We start from the raw sequence: 16,798 nt of genomic DNA, 5'->3' as shown, positions 1-16,798 counted from the left end.
TCGGCCGTCACCCCTCTCCCCCTGTGAGTCCTTCCGGTCCCGGTGCGGGCCGAAAGGACTCACGGGGGAGGGTGCCCCGGTAGTAGTCCTCGTCGGTGGTGCCGGGCGCCATCGGGTGCGGCGGCGCGGTCATGCCCGTCTGCAGGGGGGCCAGGAGCCGGTCCTTGCCGAAGATCAGGTCGGCGCGGTTGTCGTCGGCGAGCTCGTCGTACTGGTTGGTCATGGTCAGTGCGCGGGTGGGGCAGGCCTCGACGCAGAGGCCGCAGCCGATGCACCGCAGGTAGTTGATCTGGTAGACGCGACCGTACCGCTCTCCGGGCGAGAAGCGTTGCTCCTCCGTGTTGTCGGCGCCCTCGACGAAGATCGCGTCGGCCGGGCACGCCCAGGCGCACAGCTCGCAGCCGATGCACTTCTCCAGTCCGTCCGGGTGGCGGTTGAGTTGGTGTCTGCCGTGGTAGCCCGGCGCGGTCTCGGGCCGGACCTCCGGGTACGACTCGGTGTTCGGTTTCTTGAACATCGTCGAGAAGGTGACGCCGAAACCGGCGAGGGAATCGAGGAACCTGGTCATCGCGGACCTCCCGCGGCGCTGTCGAACTCGGGCAGTGTCCGTCCGGGCAGTGTCTGTCCGGGTAGGGGTGGGACCGGGAACCCCCCGGCCATCGGGTCGAAGGGTGGTGGCTCCGGTGGTGCGGCCGAGACCGCGGTCCGGGCCTTGCGGTGCCGCAGCAACCGCCACAGCAGCACGAGCAGGCCGAGGGCGACGATCACGCCGGCGACGACGAGCGTGACCGCCGCGGCGTCGTGTCCCTCGATCCGCAGGGCGCGGGCGGTGGCGACGAGCATGATCCACAGCAGGGACGCGGGGATCAGCACCTTCCACCCGAGGTTCATGAACTGGTCGTACCGCAGTCGCGGCAGCGTGGCCCGCAGCCAGATGAACACGAACAGGAAGCACCACACCTTGGCGGTGAACCAGAGCACCGGCCACCAGCCCGAATTGGCGCCGTCCCAGATGCTCAACGGCCACGGCGCGTGCCAGCCGCCGAGGAACAGGGTGGTGGCCAACGCGGAGACGGTGACCATGTTGATGTACTCGGCGAGCATGAACATCGCGAAGCGGAGCGACGAGTACTCGGTGTGGAAGCCGCCGACCAGCTCGCCCTCCGCCTCGGGCAGGTCGAACGGTGCCCGGTTCGTCTCGCCGACCATCGAGGTGACGTAGATGAGGAACGACGGCAGCAGCAGGAAGACGTACCAGGTGCCGAACTGCGACGCGACGATGCCGGAGGTGCTCATGGTGCCCGCGTCGAGGAACACCGCCGCGAAGGACAGGCCCATCGCGACCTCGTAGGAGATCACCTGCGCGGTCGAGCGCAGCCCGCCGAGGAGCGGATAGGTGGAGCCGGACGCCCAGCCGGCGAGCACGATGCCGTACACGCCGACGGAGGTGACGGCGAGGACGTACAGGACCGCGACCTGAAGATCGGTGAGCTGCAACGCGGTCCGGTGCCCGAGGACCGACACCTCCGGCCCGAACGGGATGACGGCGAACGCCATGATCGCGGGGACGATCGAAATGATCGGCGCGAGCAGGTACACCGGCTTGTCGACGCCCGCGGGGACGATGCCCTCCTTGAGCGCGAGTTTGATGCCGTCGGCGAGGCTCTGCAGGGTGCCTCGCGGTCCGACCCGGTTTGGGCCGACCCGCATCTGCATCCACGCCATCACCTTGCGTTCGACGAGCAGCGCGACGAGTGGCGTGAGGATCAGGAACACGAAGATGGCCAACGCCTTCGCCACGACCAGCCACCACGGGTCGTTGCCGAACGACGAGAGGTCGGTACCTGCGGCGAGCGTCATCGCGCCTCCAGAGCGGGCCGGATCCTGACCAGCGCACCGGCCGTCGCGCCGAGCTGACGGTGCACGGCGCTGCCCGGCGAGTTCAGCGGGAGCCACACCACCCGCTCGGGGATGTCGGTCACCACGACGGGCAGGGTGACCGCGCCGTGGTCCGTGCTGACGGTCAGCGGATCGCCGTCCCGACAGCCGATCTCGGTGGCGGTGCCGGCCGAGATCCGGGCGACCGGCCGGTGCGCGGTGCCGGCGAGGTGCGGCTCACCGTCCTGCAGCCGTCCGGAGTCGAGTAGTTGCCGCCATCCGGCGAGCACCGCCTGGCCGGGGCCGGGCAGCCGCGGATGGCCCGCAGCGGTGGCGGGGGACGCGACCGGGTCGCCGCCCCACCGGCCGATCGCGGCAAGTTCGGCGCGGGCCCGCGCCGGGTCGGTCAGGTCGATCGGCGCACCCATCTCGGCGGAGAGTGCATGCAGCACCCGCTGATCCGACATCGCGCCGACGCCGGGCAACGCGACGGCGAAGGGTCGGTCGCGGCCCTCCCAGTCGACGAAGGTGCCTGCCTTCTCGGCGACCGGTGCCACGGGGAACACCACGTCGGCGAGGTCGGTGACGGCGCTGCGGCGCAGTTCCAGCGCGACGACGAAACCCGCGGCGTCGACGGCGGCGCGGGCCGCCTCCGGGTCGGGCAGATCGTCGAGCTCGACACCGGCGACCACCAGGGCGCCGAGCGCGCCGGAGCGGGCGGCGTCGAGGATGCCGTCGGTGTCCCGGCCCGCTGCTGCCGGCAGGTCCGGCACGTTCCAGCGGGCCGCGACCAGGCGGCGAGCCTCGGCGTCGGCGACCGGGTGGCCGCCGGGCAGCAGATCGGGCAGTGCGCCGGCCTCGAGTGCGCCGCGTTCTCCGGCGCGGCGCGGGATCCACGCCAACCGCGCACCGGTGACGTCCGCGAGTTCCGCTGCGGCCGTGAGTGTTCCCGGCAGCGAAGCCGCCCGCTCGCCGACCAGGATCAGGGCGTCCGGGTGGTGCAGCAGCTCGTTGCCGCGCAGCGCCTGCAAGGCCGCGACCTCGCCACCCGGAACGGCCTGCAGCAGGTGTCCCGACAGCTTCTCGAGGCCGCGACTGGCGTAGGGCGCGATCGAGTGCACGGCCGGACCGTGCCTGCGGACCGCCTTGCGCAGTCGGAGGAAGACGATCGGCGACTCCTCCTCCGGCTCGAAGGCCACCAGGACCACGACCGGTGCCCGTTCGAGGTCCGCGTACGTCACCGACATGCGCCTGCCCGCGACCCGGGCACCGAGGAAGCTCGCCTCCTCCGCGGAGTGCGGCCGGGAGCGGAAGTCGATGTCGTTGGTGCCGAGGGTGATCCGGGCGAACTTCACGTACGCGTAGGCGTCCTCGACGGTGAGACGGCCCCCGGTGAGCACCCCGACGCCCGGGGCCTCACGCAGTCCCCGTGCGGCGACGGACAGGGCTTCCGACCACGACGCGGGGGCCAGGGTGCCGTCCTCCCCGCGGACGAGTGGGGTGGTCAACCGGTCGTCGGCGGTGGCGTAGGTGAACGCCCACCGGCCCTTGTCGCAGTTCCACTCCTCGTTGACCTCGGGGTCGTCACCGGCCAGGCGCCGCAGCACCGTGCCCCGCCGGTGATCCGTACGCTGGGCACACCCCGAGGCGCAGTGCTCGCACACACTGGGACTGGACACCAGATCGAACGGCCGGGCCCGGAACCGGTACGCCGCACCGGTCAGCGCACCGACGGGACAGATCTGCACGGTGTTGCCCGAGAAGTACGACTCGAACGGCTCGCCTTCCCCGATGCCCACCTGCTGCAGCGCACCACGCTCGAGGAGATCGATGAACGGGTCGCCCGCGATCTGCTGCGAGAAACGGGTGCAGCGGGCGCAGAGCACGCACCGTTCCCGGTCGAGCAGCACCTCGGTCGACAGCGGGATCGGCTTCGGGTAGGTCCGTTTGACGCCGTCGAAGCGGGAGTCGCTGCGGCCGTTGGACATCGCCTGGTTCTGGAGCGGGCACTCGCCACCCTTGTCGCACACCGGGCAGTCGAGGGGGTGGTTGATCAGCAGCAGTTCCATGACTCCGCGCTGCGCCCGGTCCGCGGCCGGCGAGGTGAGCTGGGTGTACACGACCATCCCCTCCGAGACGGTCGTGGTGCACGAGGCCATCGGTTTCGGCATCCGCATCGGCGGCGCTCCCGGTTCCCGGCCCGGCAGCTCGACCTCGACGAGGCACTGGCGACAGGCGCCGACGGGGTCGAGGAGGGGGTGGTCGCAGAACCGGGGGATCTGGATCCCGACCAGCTCGGCGGCTCGAATCACCAGGGTGCCCTTCGGAACCCGGACCTCGGCGCCGTCGATGGTCACGGTCACCAGGTCGGCGGGCGCGGCAACGTTCTCGCTGACGGTCATCGGGCACCCGCTCCCGCGGTCAGGGCCGAGCGGGCCGGGTCGAAGGGACATCCACCCATCTCGAAGTGCGCGAGGTACTCGTCCCGGAAGTACCTCAGGGACGAACTGATCGGGCTGGCGGCGGCATCACCCAACGCGCAGAACGACTTTCCGGCGATCCCGTCGGCGACGTCGAGAAGCGTCCCGAGATCGGCGGCGGCGCCCTGGCCGGCCTCCATCCGCTCCATGATCTGCACCAGCCAGTAGGTGCCCTCCCGGCACGGTGTGCACTTGCCGCAGGACTCGTGGGCGTAGAACTGCGTCCACCGCAGCACCGCCCGCACCACGCAGGTGGTGTCGTCGAAGATCTGCAGCGCCTTGGTGCCGAGCATCGACCCGGCTCCGGCGACACCCTCGTAGTCGAGGGGGACGTCGAGGTGCTCCTCGGTGAAGATCGGCGTCGACGAGCCGCCGGGTGTCCAGAATTTGAGCCGGTGCCCCGCGCGCACCCCGCCCGCGTAGCCGAGGAGCTCGCGCAGCGTCACGCCGAGTGGTGCCTCGTACTGGCCCGGACGGGTGACGTGCCCGGACAGCGAGTACAGGGTGAAGCCGGGTGACTTCTCGCTGCCCATCGACCGGAACCAGTCGGGGCCGTGCAGCAGGATCGGGGGGACGCTGGCGATGGATTCGACGTTGTTGACGACGGTCGGGCTGGCGTACAGGCCCGCGACGGCGGGGAACGGCGGACGCAGCCGCGGCTGCCCGCGGCGGCCCTCGAGCGAATCCAGCAGGGCGGTCTCCTCGCCGCAGATGTAGGCGCCGGCGCCGGCGTGCACGACGACGTCGATGTCGTGTCCGCTGCCGAGGACGTTCCGGCCGAGATACCCGGCGGCGTAGGCCTCGGCGACCGCGTTCTGCAGCCGCCGCAGCACCGGCACCACCTCGCCGCGCACGTAGACGAACGCGTGCCGCGCGCGGATCGCGTACGCGGCGATCGCCACGCCCTCGATCAGCGCGTGCGGCGTCGCGAGCATCAGCGGCATGTCCTTGCAGGTGCCTGGCTCCGACTCGTCGGCGTTGACCACCAGATAGTGCGGCTTGCCGCCGGCCCCCGCGGCGTCCTGCGGGATGAAGGACCACTTGACGCCGGTGGGGAAGCCGGCGCCACCGCGGCCGCGCAGCCCCGCCACCTTGACGGTGTCGATGACGGCGTCCGGGTCCATCGCCAACGCGGCCCGCAGCGCGCGGTAGCCGTCGTGCCGCTCGTAGGTCTCCAGGGTCCAGGACCGGGGCTCGTCCCAGTACCGGCTCAGCACCGGGGTCAGGGTCACGACGCCTCTCCTTCCCGCTCGTCCGGCGGCGGCGGAGCGGTCAGCCCCCGCTCCCGCGCGACCCGCAGCCCGGCGAGTGTCGCCTCCCCCGCCGACCCGGCGTCGAGGGCGGCCGGACGTGGGTCGGGGAAGCCGGCGAGGATCCGTTCGGTGTCGCGGAACGGGCAGGGCGGCGCACCGCGGGTCGGGGTCACGGTGCCACCGGCGCGGAGCGTGTCGACCAGCGCGGCCGCCGATTCGGGAGTCTGGTTGTCGAAGAACTCCCAGTTGATCATCACCACGGGTGCGTAGTCGCAGGCGGCGTTGCACTCGACGTGTTCGAGGGTCACGACACCGTCGGGGGTGGTCCGCCCCGGCTCGACACCGAGGTGGGTGCGCAGGGCGTCGAGGATGGCGTCGCCACCCATGACCGCGCACAGCGTGTTGGTGCACACGCCGACGAGGTAGTCGCCGGTCGGGGTGCGCCGGTACATCGAGTAGAACGTCGCGACCGCGGACACCTCCGCCGCGGTGAGATCGATTTGTGCGGCGCAGAATTCGACTCCGGCAGGAGTGATGTAGCCGTCCTCGGACTGCACGAGGTGCAGCAGGGGCAGCAGCGCCGACCGCGGCTGCGGGTAGCGCGCGAGGATCTCCTTCGCGTCGACCTCGAGCCGGCCGCGCACGTCCGGCGGGTAGCTGCGCGGCGCGGTCATCGGTCCACTCCGCCCATGACGGGGTCGATGCTGGCGACCGACGCGATCACGTCCGCGACCATGCCGCCCTCGCACATCGCGGACACCGCTTGCAGATTCGTGAACGACGGGTCCCGGTAGTGCACGCGGTACGGGCGGCTGCCGCCGTCGCTGACCATGTGCACCCCCAGTTCCCCGCGCGGCGATTCGACCGCGACGTACACCTGCCCGGCCGGGACGCGGAACCCCTCGGTGACGAGCTTGAAGTGGTGGATCAATGCCTCCATCGAGGTCCCCATGATGTGCTCGATGTGTTCGGGCGAGTTGCCGAGGCCGTCGGGGCCGACGGACAGGTCGGCGGGCCAGGCGATCTTCCGGTCGTCGATCATCACCGGGCCCGGACGCAACCGGTCGAGGCACTGCTCGACGATCTCGAGCGACTCCCGCATCTCCCGGACCCGGATCAGGTAGCGGCTGTAGCAGTCGCTGCCGGTGTCGGTGACGACGTCGAAGTCGTATGTCTCGTAGCCGCAGTAGGGTTCGGCGCGGCGCAGGTCGTGCGGCAGCCCGGTGGCGCGCAGGATCGGCCCGGTGATCCCGAGGGCCATGCAGCCGGTCAGGTCGAGGTACCCGATGCCCTCGGTGCGGGCCTTCCAGATCGGGTTCTCGTTGAGCATCCGCTCCATGTCCCGCAACCGGCTCGGCAGGATGTCGAGCAGGTCCCGGGCGGCGGCGAGGGCGGTGTCGGAGACGTCCTGCGCGAGGCCGCCGGGCCGGATGAACGCGTGGTTCATCCGCAGTCCGGTGAACTTCTCGAACACGTCGAGGATCAGTTCGCGTTCCCGGAACCCGAAGAGCATCGCGGTGACCGCGCCGAGTTCCATGCCACCGGTCGCCAGGGCGACCAGGTGCGAGGAGATCCGGTTCAGTTCCATCAGCAGCACTCGAATCACCGTCGCGCGCTCCGGGATCAGGTCGGTGATGCCGAGCAGCTTCTCCAGGCCCAGGCAGTACGCCGTCTCGTTGAAGAACGGGGACAGGTAGTCCATCCGGGTGACGAACGTGACGCCCTGCGTCCAGCTTCGGTACTCGAGGTTCTTCTCGATCCCGGTGTGCAGGTAGCCGATTCCGCACCGGGCCTCGGTGACCGTCTCCCCCTCGATCTCCAGGATCAGGCGCAGCACCCCGTGGGTGGACGGATGCTGGGGCCCCATGTTGACGACGATGCGTTCGTCCCCGGCCTTCGCCGCCGCCCCGACGATCTCGTCCCAGTCCTGGCCGCCGGCGCTGTAGATGGTGCCGTTGCTCATCAGTTGTAGGCCCTCCGCTCGTCGGGTGGCGGGATCTGTGCGCCCTTGTACTCGACGGGGACGCCGCCGAGCGGGTAGTCCTTGCGCTGCGGGTGTCCCTGCCAGTCGTCGGGCATCTCGATCCGGGTCAGCGCCGGATGACCGTCGAAGACGATGCCGAAGAAGTCGTACGTCTCCCGCTCGTGCCAGTCGTTGGTGGGATAGACGGCATACAGCGACGGCACATGCGGATCGGTGTCGGGGACGGACACCTCGAGCCGCACACGCCGGCCCCAGGTGATCGACTGCAGCGGGTACACGGCGTGCAGTTCCCGCCCGGTGTCCTGCGGATAGTGCACCCCGTTGACGCCGAGGCACAGTTCGAACCGCAGCCCGGGGTCGTCCCGCAGCGCGCGTGCGACCGCGGGCAAGTGCGCCGCCCGGACGTGGAAGGTCAGTTCGTCGCGGAACACCACGACCTTCTCGATGGCCTCCGCGGCGGGCACCCCGGCGGCGGCGAGGGCGGCGTCGAGTCCGTCCGCGACCTCGTCGAACCAGCCACCGAACGGGCGGGTCGTGCTGGGCGGCAACGTGACCGGGCGCTGCAGGCGGCCGTACCCGGAGGTGTCGCCGGTGCCGCGTACCCCGAACATGCCGTGCCGGACGTCGATGACGTCGGCGACCGCGGCCTCGTCCGGCGGCGGGCTGCCCTCGGGTCCCGCCGTGGCTTCGGAGTCGTACTCGGATGTCACCGGAGCAGCCCCCTCATCTCGATCGTCGGGGTCGCCGCCAGCGCCGCGGCTTCCGCGGCCCGCACCGCCTCCTCGCGGTTCACCCCGAGCGGCATCTGCGCAATCTTCTCGTGCAGCATCAGGATTGCGTTGAGCAGCATCTCGGGTCGCGGCGGGCAGCCCGGCAGGTAGATGTCGACGGGGACGAGGTGGTCGACGCCCTGCACGATCGCGTAGTTGTTGAACATCCCGCCCGACGAGGCGCACACTCCCATCGCCAGAACCCATTTCGGTTCGACCATCTGGTCGTAGACCTGACGCAGCACCGGCCCCATCTTCTGACTGACGCGGCCGGCGACGATCATCAGGTCCGCCTGCCGGGGCGACGCGCGGAACGCCTCCATCCCGAACCGGGCGATGTCGAACCGCCCGGAGCTGGTCGCCATCATCTCGATGGCGCAGCACGCGAGGCCGAAGGTGGCGGGCCACAGCGATCCCTTGCGTGCGTAGCCCGCGAGTCCCTCCACGGTGGACAGCAGGAATCCGCTCGGCAGCTTCTCCTCGAGACCCATGTTCCTCGCCTCAGTTCCGGTGTCGTCCCGATCCGTCTGTGCCCCAGCAGTCTCCGGCGACGGTGGGCAGCCGCGCCGGAGTCAGTCCCACGTGAGTCCGCCGCGTCGCCACTCGTACGCGTAGGCGACGGAGACGTTGAAGATGAACAGCGCCATCGCGGCGAGACCGAAGGCACCGAGCGCGTCGAAGTGGACCGCCCACGGATAGAGGAAGACGATCTCGATGTCGAAGATGATGAACAGCATCGCGGTCAGGTAGTACTTCACGGGGATGCGCTGACCGCTCGCACCACCGATCCCGCTGCCGTGCCGGTCCGGCTGCGACACCGGTTCGATGCCACATTCGTACGCCTCGAGCTTCGCTCGGTTGCGGCGGCGCGGCCCGACGATCGAGGCTACGAGCACCGAGAACACGGCGAACACGACCGCGATCGCGCCGAGGACGAGGATCGGGATGTAGACGTTCACGGGGTTCGGCCTCCCCTCCGGGCGGGCGGTGCGATCGCGTCGCAGCGGGCGAGGGGGACGCGAGCGGCCGAACGGCAGCCGGGCTTCGGTCGGCGCCTCGCCGACACCGCCGTCCGTCCTGCCCGATCTGCCTCACGACCCGCTCCCTGGTCCGACGAATCCATTCCACGAGCTGTCACTGCAACCGCATCTGTCACTACAACCGCGTCGGGGCGGGGCAACCGAACAGTGACTCCGGTCACCTCCGCTCCTAGGAGCCGAACATACCCCCGGCCGACCGTGTGCGTGAGCCACGACACTCCCGCTGCTGGTTGCGGGCGGTCGGGGCCGGTGTCAGCGGGCGCGCAGCAGCGCCACAACCTCCTGCGTGAGGCGGATCGGGTCGATCGGGTGCGGCACGGCCGCTTCGGCCCGCGACCAGTTCGCCAGCCAGGCGTCGTCCGGGCGGCCCGTCAGGACCAGGATCGGGGGGCACCGGTCGATCTCGTCCTTGAGTTGCTTCGCGATACCCAGGCCGCCGGCGGGGGTGGCCTCGCCGTCGAGGATCGCCAGGTCGATACCGCCGGCGTCCAGATGCGCGATCACCACCGGCGCCGTGGCGACCTCGACGTACTCGACGGGCGGCAGGTCCGAATGGGGACGGGGACCGAGAGCGGTGACGACCTGCCTGCGCGTGGTCACGTCGTCGCTGTACACCAGAACACGCAGGCACGGAACATCTGACGGCACCCTGCTGATGCTACCGGCGGATTCCACTCAGCCGGGCAACCGGCGCTCGCGTCGTGCGTCCCGTTCCGATTCCGACAGTCCACCCCAAATCCCGTACTGCTCAGGCACGCTCAGCGCATGCTCCCGGCACGCCTCGATGACGGGGCATTCCGCGCACACCGCCTTCGCGGTGCGGATCCGCCACGTCCGTGCCGACCCGCGCGATCCCTCCGGATGGAAGAACATCGCGCTGTCCATGCCCCGGCAGCGGGCGCGCAGCTGCCATTCCCAGTCCTCGGCGGTCGCGGCGGGCAGTGCGCTTACCGGTGCGAGTCGAGCCATCGCCATCGCTTGCAGTCCCTTCTGTCGTGCGGCTTCGCCGCAGTGGTGCACTTTCGGAGGCTCCGCCGTCCGAAAGTGCACCACTGGGCGCTAGCCCAATTGACGCAACCGCGGCGCCAGATCCCGCTCGAACAACTCCAGAAAACGCCGCTGATCATGACCCGGCGCATGAAACACCAGATGATTCAAACCCGCATCCACATACGCCTTCACCTGCGCCACCGCCTCGTCCGGATCCGACGCCACGATCCACCGCTTCGCCACCTGCTCGATCGGCAACGCATCCGCCGCCGCCTCCATCTCGATCGGATCCTCGATCGAATGCTTCTGCTCCGCCGACAGCGACAACGGCGCCCAGAACCGCGTGTTCTCCAACGCCAACACCGGATCCGTGTCGTACGAAATCTTGATCTCGATCATCTTGTCGATCCCGGCGACGTCACGCTCGGCCTTCCCCGCCCCCTCCGCAACAGCAGGCAACAACTTCTCCGTGTACAACTCCATCCCCTTACCCGACGTGCAGATGAACCCGTCCCCCGCCCGACCCGCATACCGCGCCACCACCGGACCACCCGCCGCGATGTACACCGGAATCCCACCCTCGGGCACGTCGTAGATCGACGCCCCCACCGTCCGGTAGAACTCCCCCTCGAAATCGACCCGACCCCCGGTCCACAACTCCCGCATCAACGACACCGACTCCCGCAACCGCGCGAACCGCTCCCTGAACTCCGGCCACTGACCCGAATACCCCGTCGCGATCTCGTTGAGCGCCTCCCCCGTCCCCACACCCAGAAACACCCGCCCCGGATACAAACACCCCATCGTCGCGAACGCCTGCGCCACCACCGCCGGGTTGTACCGGAACGTCGGCGTCATCACCGACGTCCCCAACACGAGCCGCGACGTCCGCTCCCCCACCGCCGTCATCCACGCCAACGAGAACGGCGCATGACCCCCCCTGTGCCGCCACGGCTGGAAATGATCCGACACCGTCGCCGAATCCATCCCCCGCTCCTCCGCCAACACCGCCAACTCCACCAGCTCCCGCGGCCCGAACTGCTCCGCCGACGCCTTGTACCCGAGCTTGAGTGCCACCGTTCCTCCTCGTGTGAATGGATGGATGTTCCCGTGGGGTGACGTCGCTTTCACGTCACCTCGCGACGCTAAACGAGCCGGGCTCCTGCCGGGTCGGCGGGTCGCCTCACGTCGCGACGAGACCGACGACGGCCGCGACGGCCGCGATCGCGGCGACCGCGGTGACACCGATCGCGAAGATCCAGAGGTCGCGCTCGGCGGGCATCGGGGCGCCGGTTTCGAGGGCGTGCCGGACCTGCAACCACCGACGAAGTCCGGCGAGAGGGGCCGCGACGGCCAGCAGGATCAGGACGAGGCCCAGGCTGCTGCGAACCCAGCCGGTGCTGAACTCGGGAACCAGGTGCGCCATCGCGATCCCGCCGGCGAGCATGCCGAGCGAGGTACGGAGCCAGGCGAGGAAGGTCCGTTCGCTGGCGAGTGTGAAGCGCTCGTCGGGACGTTCCTCGGGTTCGATCGGAGCTTCTGCCACCTCCCCATCCTCACATCACTTCCCGTTTTCGAGCGCGAAGGAGCAGATCACGGGAAGATGAGCTCCCGAATCAGGACGTGTAACACACCGCGATCTCTTCGTGATTCACGGGATGCAGGACATGCGCTCATCGCACGCCGCTGACACGACACGAGACGTGTCGACGGCTCCGCGGCGTGAACAACACGGTTCAGGAACGAACACGGTTCACGAAATCGACACGGCTCCAGAAACAACACGGCTCCAGAAACAACACCGATCCCGGAGGCAAGCCCGTGCATTCATCGACAGTTCGCAAGAGACGTTCCCCCCTGCTCCGCCGTGCCGTGGTGGTCGGTGCGGTGACGGTCTGTGCCGTCACCGCACCCGCCGCACCCGCATTCGCCTTCGGCAGCGCGGGCAGTTCGACCGGGTCGGTCAGCGTCGGCAGCTCCGCCGTCCCGCTGCCCATCTCGTCGCCGGCGGGGCTGACGGCCCTGGCGGCCGCGGCCACGCAGACCGGCAAGCCGTACCTGTGGGGCGGTACGGGACCGAACGCCTGGGACTGCTCGGGGCTCGTGCAGTGGGCGTTCCGGCAGGCGGGCGTGCAACTGCCGCGGGTGAGCCAGCAGCAGGCCTGGGTGGGGACACCGATCCCGTTCGCGGCCATGGCCCCCGGCGACATCATCACCTTCCGTGCCGTCAACGACCACGTCGGTATCTACGCGGGCTTCGGCCAGGTGTTCAACGCCTACGGGGTCGGCGTGCCGATCGGGTTGACGCCGCTGTCGGAACTGCCGCCGATCAACCAGATCCGCCGCTTCTGACGATTCGCCGGCCGGGCACACCCGGATCCCGGCCGAAGCAGCCGAGTGGCTCCACGTCGCGACGCACGCGACCGACCCCCGCCGATGAGTTCCGGCGCGCACACTGGTCTGCACACATGACACCGCTCCGATGGAAAGGATTGGCGCATCATGCAGAAGTTCACGCCCTGCCTGTGGTTCGACTCCGAGGCGGAGGAGGCGGCCGCCTTCTACACGTCCGTCTTCAAGAACGGGTCCATCGGCGAGGTCAGCCGTTACGGCGAGGGCATGCCGAAGCCGGCGGGCACCGCGATGACCGTCGAGTTCACCCTCGACGGCCAGACCTTCACCGCCCTCAACGGAGGACCCGAGTTCTCGTTCACCGAGGCGATCTCGTTCCAGGTCGACTGCGCCGACCAGGCCGAGGTCGACGAGTACTGGGCCGCACTGACCGCGGACGGCGGCGAGGAGTCGCAGTGCGGATGGCTCAAGGACAAGTACGGCGTGTCCTGGCAGATCGTGCCGGGAGAGCTGCAGTCGGTGATCGGGGGCCCCGACCCGGAGGGCGCGCAGCGCGCGGTGCAGGCCATGCTCCAGATGACCAAACTCGACATCGACGCGCTGAAGAGGGCCTACGCCGGCCGGTAACCGCCCGGGATCCCCGATGTCACATCGGCCGCCTCGGCGACCGCTGGTATGACGGACGACCGCTGCCGTGACATCGGGGAACGAGCGCCGGTCACGCCGCGCGCAGGCCGAGCCCCCACTCCCTGGCCAGCAGCTCGTACGAGCGCAGCCGGTCACGGTGGCGGTGGGTCACGGACGTGACGACGAGTTCGTCGGCACCGGTGACCCGTTGCAGTGCCGCGAGCCGGTCCGCGACGGTGGCGGGCGCACCGACGAACTGGGTGACGAGCCTGTCCTCGACGAGCGTCAACTGCTCCTCGGTCAGGGGCTCCGCGGTGTCCGGGTCGGGGTACGGGACGGCACCGTGCCCGGACCGGATGCTGTACGTCCAGTGACCGAAGGTGGACGCGAGTTGCCGTGCTTCACTGTCGGTTTCGGCGACCACGGCGTCGGCGGAGACCACCACGTACGGTTCGGCGAGCACCGCGGACGGGCGGAACGCGGCCCGGTAGGCCGCCACCGCCTCGACGGTGGTGCCGGGACTGACGTGGTAGTTCGCCCCGAACGGCAACCCCAGGCGCCCCGCGAGTTCGGCGGAGGGGCCGGCGCTGGACCCGAAGATCCACGTCTCGAGCTGCGCGCCCTCACCGGGCGCGGCGTGCAGGTCGACACCGTCGGGAGTCCGGTAGGTGCCCTCGAGCAGCGCACGGATGTCGCCGACCTGCGCGGCGAAATCCGGGGCCTGCGCACCCGGCTGCTGCAGGACGCCGAATCCGGCCGCGAACCGAGGTGACAGCGCACCGAACGAGTACGGCGGCGGGATGACCACACCGTCCCGGACCACCGTCTCGCGCCGGGGAGGCTCGACCGGACCGGACTGCGCCGCGGCCAACGCCTCGGCGCTGCGTTGCCCGGACCGTCCGAGACCGAGATCGATGCGGCCCGGGTGGAGCGCGTCGAGAGTGCCGAACGCCTCGACGACCGCGGCGGCGGTGTGATGGCCGAGCTGCACGGCGGCGGAGCCGACGCGGATGTGCTCGGTGGCCGCGGCGATCGCCCCGATCAACACGGCGGGGGACGACGACGCCACGCCGACGAAGTGGTGCTCGGCGACCCAGTAGCGTCGGTAGCCCCACTGTTCGGCGTGCCGTGCGAGGTCGACGGTGTTGCGCAGCGCCTGGGCGGCGGTGCCACCCGCGCTGATCGGCGACAGGTCCAGCACCGACAACGGCACGCGCGTCATGCGGACACTTCCTGAGTCTCGGTACTGCCCTGGCGCACGGCACCGCCGGGCAGGCGAGGGTTGCGCTCGCCCGCCTCGACTGCGAAGGGCAGCCGGTTCTCGGCCGGCGCGATCGGGCACGTCGCGGCGTCGGTGAAGGCGCACGGCAGGTTTTCCGCGCGGGTGAGGTCGAGGGTCACCGTGCCGTCGGCGGCCGGCGCCGCGATGTGCAGGATGCGCGCCGCCGGATAGGTGGTGACGCCGCTGGTCGCGTCGGTGAACAGCAGCCTGGTCGGGCCACTGCCGTCGCCGAACACGGTGACGGTGTGCTCGGTGCCGCCGTGCTCGAACGTCACCGTCCCCACCGCGGGGTGGCGATGCTCGAGTCCGTCGACCACGGCGCCGGTGACGACGATCCGCCGCTCCGGGAACGCGGTGAACCGGCCCGAGACCACCCACGCGGGTTCCGGTTCGTAGACCGGGATCCCGGCGAACGAGGCCAGCGCGGGCGCCTTCGGGTCGTGGATGCGGACCGCGTAGCGTCCGGTGCGGCGGATGACCTCCGCCGATCTCTCCCCCAGCGCCACCCGGACACCGGGCGCCCCTTCGGCGGGCGTGAGGATCCCGGTCTCCGGGGTGCCACTGTGCACGACGGTGTCGCCGTCGACATGCCACAGTCCGGGCACCCCGTCGAGGGCGGTCGGCTGGTCGTCGAGCCAGTGCAGTGCGGTCAGTCCGAGCCAGCCGTCCGGCTCCGACAGTGCGGCCTCGCGGGCCGAGTGCCAGTGCTCCCAACTCTCGCGGAACTGGTCGGGCGTGGTGGTCATGAGGCACGAACTCCTTCGATGTCGATGTCGACGTTGTCGGCATGGGGGTGGCGCAGTCCGAGGTGGTCACGCAGCGTGCCGCCGTCGTACGCCGTACGGAAGCTGCCCTTCTCCTGCAGCAGCGGAACGACGGTGTCGACGAATTCGTCCAGACCGCCGGGCGTCAGGTGCGGGACGAGGATGAAGCCGTCGCTGGCATCGGTCTGCACGTAGGTGTCGATCTCGTCGGCGACCTGCTGCGCCGTCCCGACGAACTGCTGGCGGGCGGTGACCTCGATGATGAGCTCACGGATGCTGAGGTTCTCGGCTTCCGCCTTCTCCCGCCACGTCAGCGCGACCGCGCGCGGGTCCGTGGCGTGCCGGACGCGTCCGCGGGTGATGGTGACGTTGTCCTCCGGCTCGATGGCGGGCAGCGGGCCGTCGGGGTCGTAACCGGACAGATCCCGCCCCCAGACCTGTTCCAGGAACGCGATCGCGGTCTGCGGGCCCACCTGCTGCAGCCGGATGTGCCGGGCCCGCTCCTGCGCGTCCTCGGCGGAGTCGCCGAGCACGAACGTCGCGGCGGGCAGGATCTTCAGTTCGTCGGGCCGGCGCCCGTACTTCGCGAGCCGGCCCTTGACGTCGGCGAAGAACGCGCGGCCCTCCTCCAGGGTGCCGTGCCCCGTGAAGATCGCGTCGGCCTTGGCGGCACCGAACTCACGGCCCTCGTCGGAGTCGCCGGCCTGCAACAGAACCGGGTGTCCCTGCGGGCTGCGCGGGACCTCGAAGCGTCCGCGGATGTCGAACTGCGTGGTGCGGATGTCGAACGGGTCGACGTCGCCGTCCGCGGCGAAGATCCCCTTCTCCCGGTCGATCACCGGCGCGCCGGGACGCCAACTGTCCCACAGCGTCCGGGCGGCGTCGATCAGCTCGCCCGCCCGCACGTAGCGCTGTGAGTGGTCGAGATAGCCACCGCGGCGGAAGTTCTCACCCGTGAACGCGTCCGACGAGGTCACCATGTTCCACGCGGCACGGCCGCCGGACAGGTGGTCCAGGGTCGCGAACTGCTTGGCGAGTTCGTACGGCTCGTTGAACGTCGTGTTGATCGTGCCCGCCAACCCGAGGTGGGTGGTCGCACCCGCGAGCGCCTCGAGCACCGTCAGTGTGTCCGGCCTGCCGACGACGTCGAGATCGTGGATCCGGCCGCGGTGTTCGCGCAGACGCAGCCCCTCGGCGAGGAAGAAGAAGTCGAACAGTCCGCGTTCCGCGGTGCGGGCCAGGTGCAGGAACGAGTCGAAGTCGATCTGGCTCCTCGACTCCGGGTCCGCCCACACCGTCGTGTTGTTGACGCCGGGGAAGTGGGCCGCGAGGTGCACCTGCTTGCGAGCGGTGGTGCGTGACATCGTGATCGATCCCT

The 16,798-nt window shown here is 70.1% G+C and carries 18 protein-coding genes; 2 read left to right on the top strand and 16 right to left on the bottom strand.

Features of this window, described 5'->3' with window-relative positions; translation table 11 throughout:
• Positions 1-7 precede the first annotated feature (7 nt).
• From nuoI to ACFYVR_RS08110, 13 genes are all read right to left on the bottom strand, one after another.
• Positions 8-568: an NADH-quinone oxidoreductase subunit NuoI gene (nuoI, locus tag ACFYVR_RS08170; protein WP_387471529.1), complete on the bottom strand. Its 561-nt coding sequence runs from the start codon at positions 566-568 to the stop codon at positions 8-10.
• Positions 565-1,860 carry an NADH-quinone oxidoreductase subunit NuoH gene (gene nuoH / locus ACFYVR_RS08165; protein WP_387471527.1) on the bottom strand — a complete coding sequence of 432 codons (1,296 nt, stop codon included), beginning with the start codon at positions 1,858-1,860 and terminating at the stop codon, positions 565-567. The genes nuoI and nuoH overlap by 4 nt, the downstream gene beginning before the upstream one ends.
• Positions 1,857-4,280 (bottom strand): NADH-quinone oxidoreductase subunit G, encoded by a 2,424-nt coding sequence (locus tag ACFYVR_RS08160; RefSeq protein ID WP_387471525.1) that lies wholly within the window; start codon positions 4,278-4,280, stop codon positions 1,857-1,859. Before ACFYVR_RS08160 ends, nuoH begins: the two co-directional genes overlap by 4 nt.
• Positions 4,277-5,590, bottom strand: a complete 1,314-nt coding sequence (gene nuoF / locus ACFYVR_RS08155) for an NADH-quinone oxidoreductase subunit NuoF (protein WP_387471523.1) — start codon at positions 5,588-5,590, stop codon at positions 4,277-4,279. The genes ACFYVR_RS08160 and nuoF overlap by 4 nt, the downstream gene beginning before the upstream one ends.
• Positions 5,587-6,285, bottom strand: a complete 699-nt coding sequence (gene nuoE / locus ACFYVR_RS08150) for an NADH-quinone oxidoreductase subunit NuoE (protein WP_387471521.1) — start codon at positions 6,283-6,285, stop codon at positions 5,587-5,589. Before nuoE ends, nuoF begins: the two co-directional genes overlap by 4 nt.
• Positions 6,282-7,574 carry an NADH dehydrogenase (quinone) subunit D gene (nuoD, locus tag ACFYVR_RS08145; protein ID WP_387471519.1) on the bottom strand — a complete coding sequence of 431 codons (1,293 nt, stop codon included), beginning with the start codon at positions 7,572-7,574 and terminating at the stop codon, positions 6,282-6,284. Before nuoD ends, nuoE begins: the two co-directional genes overlap by 4 nt.
• On the bottom strand, positions 7,574-8,305 hold the full coding sequence (locus ACFYVR_RS08140) for an NADH-quinone oxidoreductase subunit C (RefSeq protein ID WP_387471517.1): 732 nt from the start codon (positions 8,303-8,305) through the stop codon (positions 7,574-7,576). Before ACFYVR_RS08140 ends, nuoD begins: the two co-directional genes overlap by 1 nt.
• A complete protein-coding gene (locus ACFYVR_RS08135) occupies positions 8,302-8,856 on the bottom strand; it encodes a NuoB/complex I 20 kDa subunit family protein (RefSeq protein ID WP_387471515.1) in 555 nt (184 codons plus the stop codon). Before ACFYVR_RS08135 ends, ACFYVR_RS08140 begins: the two co-directional genes overlap by 4 nt.
• Positions 8,857-8,937: 81 nt before the next feature.
• Positions 8,938-9,324: an NADH-quinone oxidoreductase subunit A gene (locus tag ACFYVR_RS08130; protein ID WP_387471512.1), complete on the bottom strand. Its 387-nt coding sequence runs from the start codon at positions 9,322-9,324 to the stop codon at positions 8,938-8,940.
• A 333-nt stretch (positions 9,325-9,657) separates the two neighbouring features.
• Positions 9,658-10,053, bottom strand: a complete 396-nt coding sequence (locus tag ACFYVR_RS08125; protein WP_387471510.1) for a hypothetical protein — start codon at positions 10,051-10,053, stop codon at positions 9,658-9,660.
• Positions 10,054-10,080: 27 nt separating this feature from the next.
• A complete protein-coding gene (locus ACFYVR_RS08120; protein WP_387471508.1) occupies positions 10,081-10,380 on the bottom strand; it encodes a WhiB family transcriptional regulator in 300 nt (99 codons plus the stop codon).
• An 84-nt stretch (positions 10,381-10,464) separates the two neighbouring features.
• Positions 10,465-11,472 carry a glucose-6-phosphate dehydrogenase (coenzyme-F420) gene (fgd, locus tag ACFYVR_RS08115; protein WP_387471506.1) on the bottom strand — a complete coding sequence of 336 codons (1,008 nt, stop codon included), beginning with the start codon at positions 11,470-11,472 and terminating at the stop codon, positions 10,465-10,467.
• A 106-nt stretch (positions 11,473-11,578) separates the two neighbouring features.
• Positions 11,579-11,941, bottom strand: coding sequence for a YidH family protein (locus tag ACFYVR_RS08110; protein ID WP_387471504.1), 363 nt, complete (start codon positions 11,939-11,941; stop codon positions 11,579-11,581).
• Between the two features lie 341 nt (positions 11,942-12,282).
• On the opposite strand from ACFYVR_RS08110, the gene ACFYVR_RS08105 reads away from it, so the two are divergent.
• Together ACFYVR_RS08105 and ACFYVR_RS08100 are read left to right on the top strand one after the other, a co-directional pair.
• Positions 12,283-12,747, top strand: a complete 465-nt coding sequence (locus ACFYVR_RS08105) for a C40 family peptidase (RefSeq protein WP_387471502.1) — start codon at positions 12,283-12,285, stop codon at positions 12,745-12,747.
• Positions 12,748-12,897: 150 nt separating this feature from the next.
• Positions 12,898-13,374 (top strand): VOC family protein, encoded by a 477-nt coding sequence (locus ACFYVR_RS08100; protein WP_387471500.1) that lies wholly within the window; start codon positions 12,898-12,900, stop codon positions 13,372-13,374.
• A gap of 91 nt (positions 13,375-13,465) precedes the next feature.
• On the opposite strand, the gene ACFYVR_RS08095 is transcribed toward ACFYVR_RS08100, so the two are convergent.
• The 3 genes from ACFYVR_RS08095 to ACFYVR_RS08085 are packed head-to-tail and all read right to left on the bottom strand — an operon-like array spanning position 13,466 to position 16,784.
• Positions 13,466-14,596, bottom strand: a complete 1,131-nt coding sequence (locus ACFYVR_RS08095) for an LLM class flavin-dependent oxidoreductase (protein ID WP_387471498.1) — start codon at positions 14,594-14,596, stop codon at positions 13,466-13,468.
• Positions 14,593-15,402, bottom strand: coding sequence for a DUF1684 domain-containing protein (locus ACFYVR_RS08090; protein ID WP_387471496.1), 810 nt, complete (start codon positions 15,400-15,402; stop codon positions 14,593-14,595). The genes ACFYVR_RS08095 and ACFYVR_RS08090 overlap by 4 nt, the downstream gene beginning before the upstream one ends.
• Positions 15,399-16,784, bottom strand: a complete 1,386-nt coding sequence (locus tag ACFYVR_RS08085; RefSeq protein ID WP_387471494.1) for an NtaA/DmoA family FMN-dependent monooxygenase — start codon at positions 16,782-16,784, stop codon at positions 15,399-15,401. Before ACFYVR_RS08085 ends, ACFYVR_RS08090 begins: the two co-directional genes overlap by 4 nt.
• Positions 16,785-16,798 lie beyond the last annotated feature (14 nt).

This window comes from Rhodococcus sp. NPDC003318 (genome assembly GCF_042879035.1).
Taxonomy (GTDB): Bacteria; Actinomycetota; Actinomycetes; order Mycobacteriales; family Mycobacteriaceae; genus Rhodococcus_G.
The sequence above is the reverse complement of the archived record's forward strand: the minus strand, read 5'-3'. Positions and strand labels throughout refer to the sequence as shown.

Coding starts and splice junctions, on each gene's coding strand:
- ACFYVR_RS08095 (WP_387471498.1), bottom strand. CDS start 14,596: ATGACGCGCGTGCCGTTGTCGGTGCTGGACCTGTCGCCGATCAGCGCG.
- nuoI (WP_387471529.1), bottom strand. CDS start 568: ATGACCAGGTTCCTCGATTCCCTCGCCGGTTTCGGCGTCACCTTCTCG.
- ACFYVR_RS08090 (WP_387471496.1), bottom strand. CDS start 15,402: ATGACCACCACGCCCGACCAGTTCCGCGAGAGTTGGGAGCACTGGCAC.
- ACFYVR_RS08135 (WP_387471515.1), bottom strand. CDS start 8,856: ATGGGTCTCGAGGAGAAGCTGCCGAGCGGATTCCTGCTGTCCACCGTG.
- nuoD (WP_387471519.1), bottom strand. CDS start 7,574: ATGAGCAACGGCACCATCTACAGCGCCGGCGGCCAGGACTGGGACGAG.
- nuoH (WP_387471527.1), bottom strand. CDS start 1,860: ATGACGCTCGCCGCAGGTACCGACCTCTCGTCGTTCGGCAACGACCCG.
- ACFYVR_RS08160 (WP_387471525.1), bottom strand. CDS start 4,280: ATGACCGTCAGCGAGAACGTTGCCGCGCCCGCCGACCTGGTGACCGTG.
- nuoE (WP_387471521.1), bottom strand. CDS start 6,285: ATGACCGCGCCGCGCAGCTACCCGCCGGACGTGCGCGGCCGGCTCGAG.
- ACFYVR_RS08085 (WP_387471494.1), bottom strand. CDS start 16,784: ATGTCACGCACCACCGCTCGCAAGCAGGTGCACCTCGCGGCCCACTTC.
- ACFYVR_RS08120 (WP_387471508.1), bottom strand. CDS start 10,380: ATGGCGATGGCTCGACTCGCACCGGTAAGCGCACTGCCCGCCGCGACC.
- ACFYVR_RS08100 (WP_387471500.1), top strand. CDS start 12,898: ATGCAGAAGTTCACGCCCTGCCTGTGGTTCGACTCCGAGGCGGAGGAG.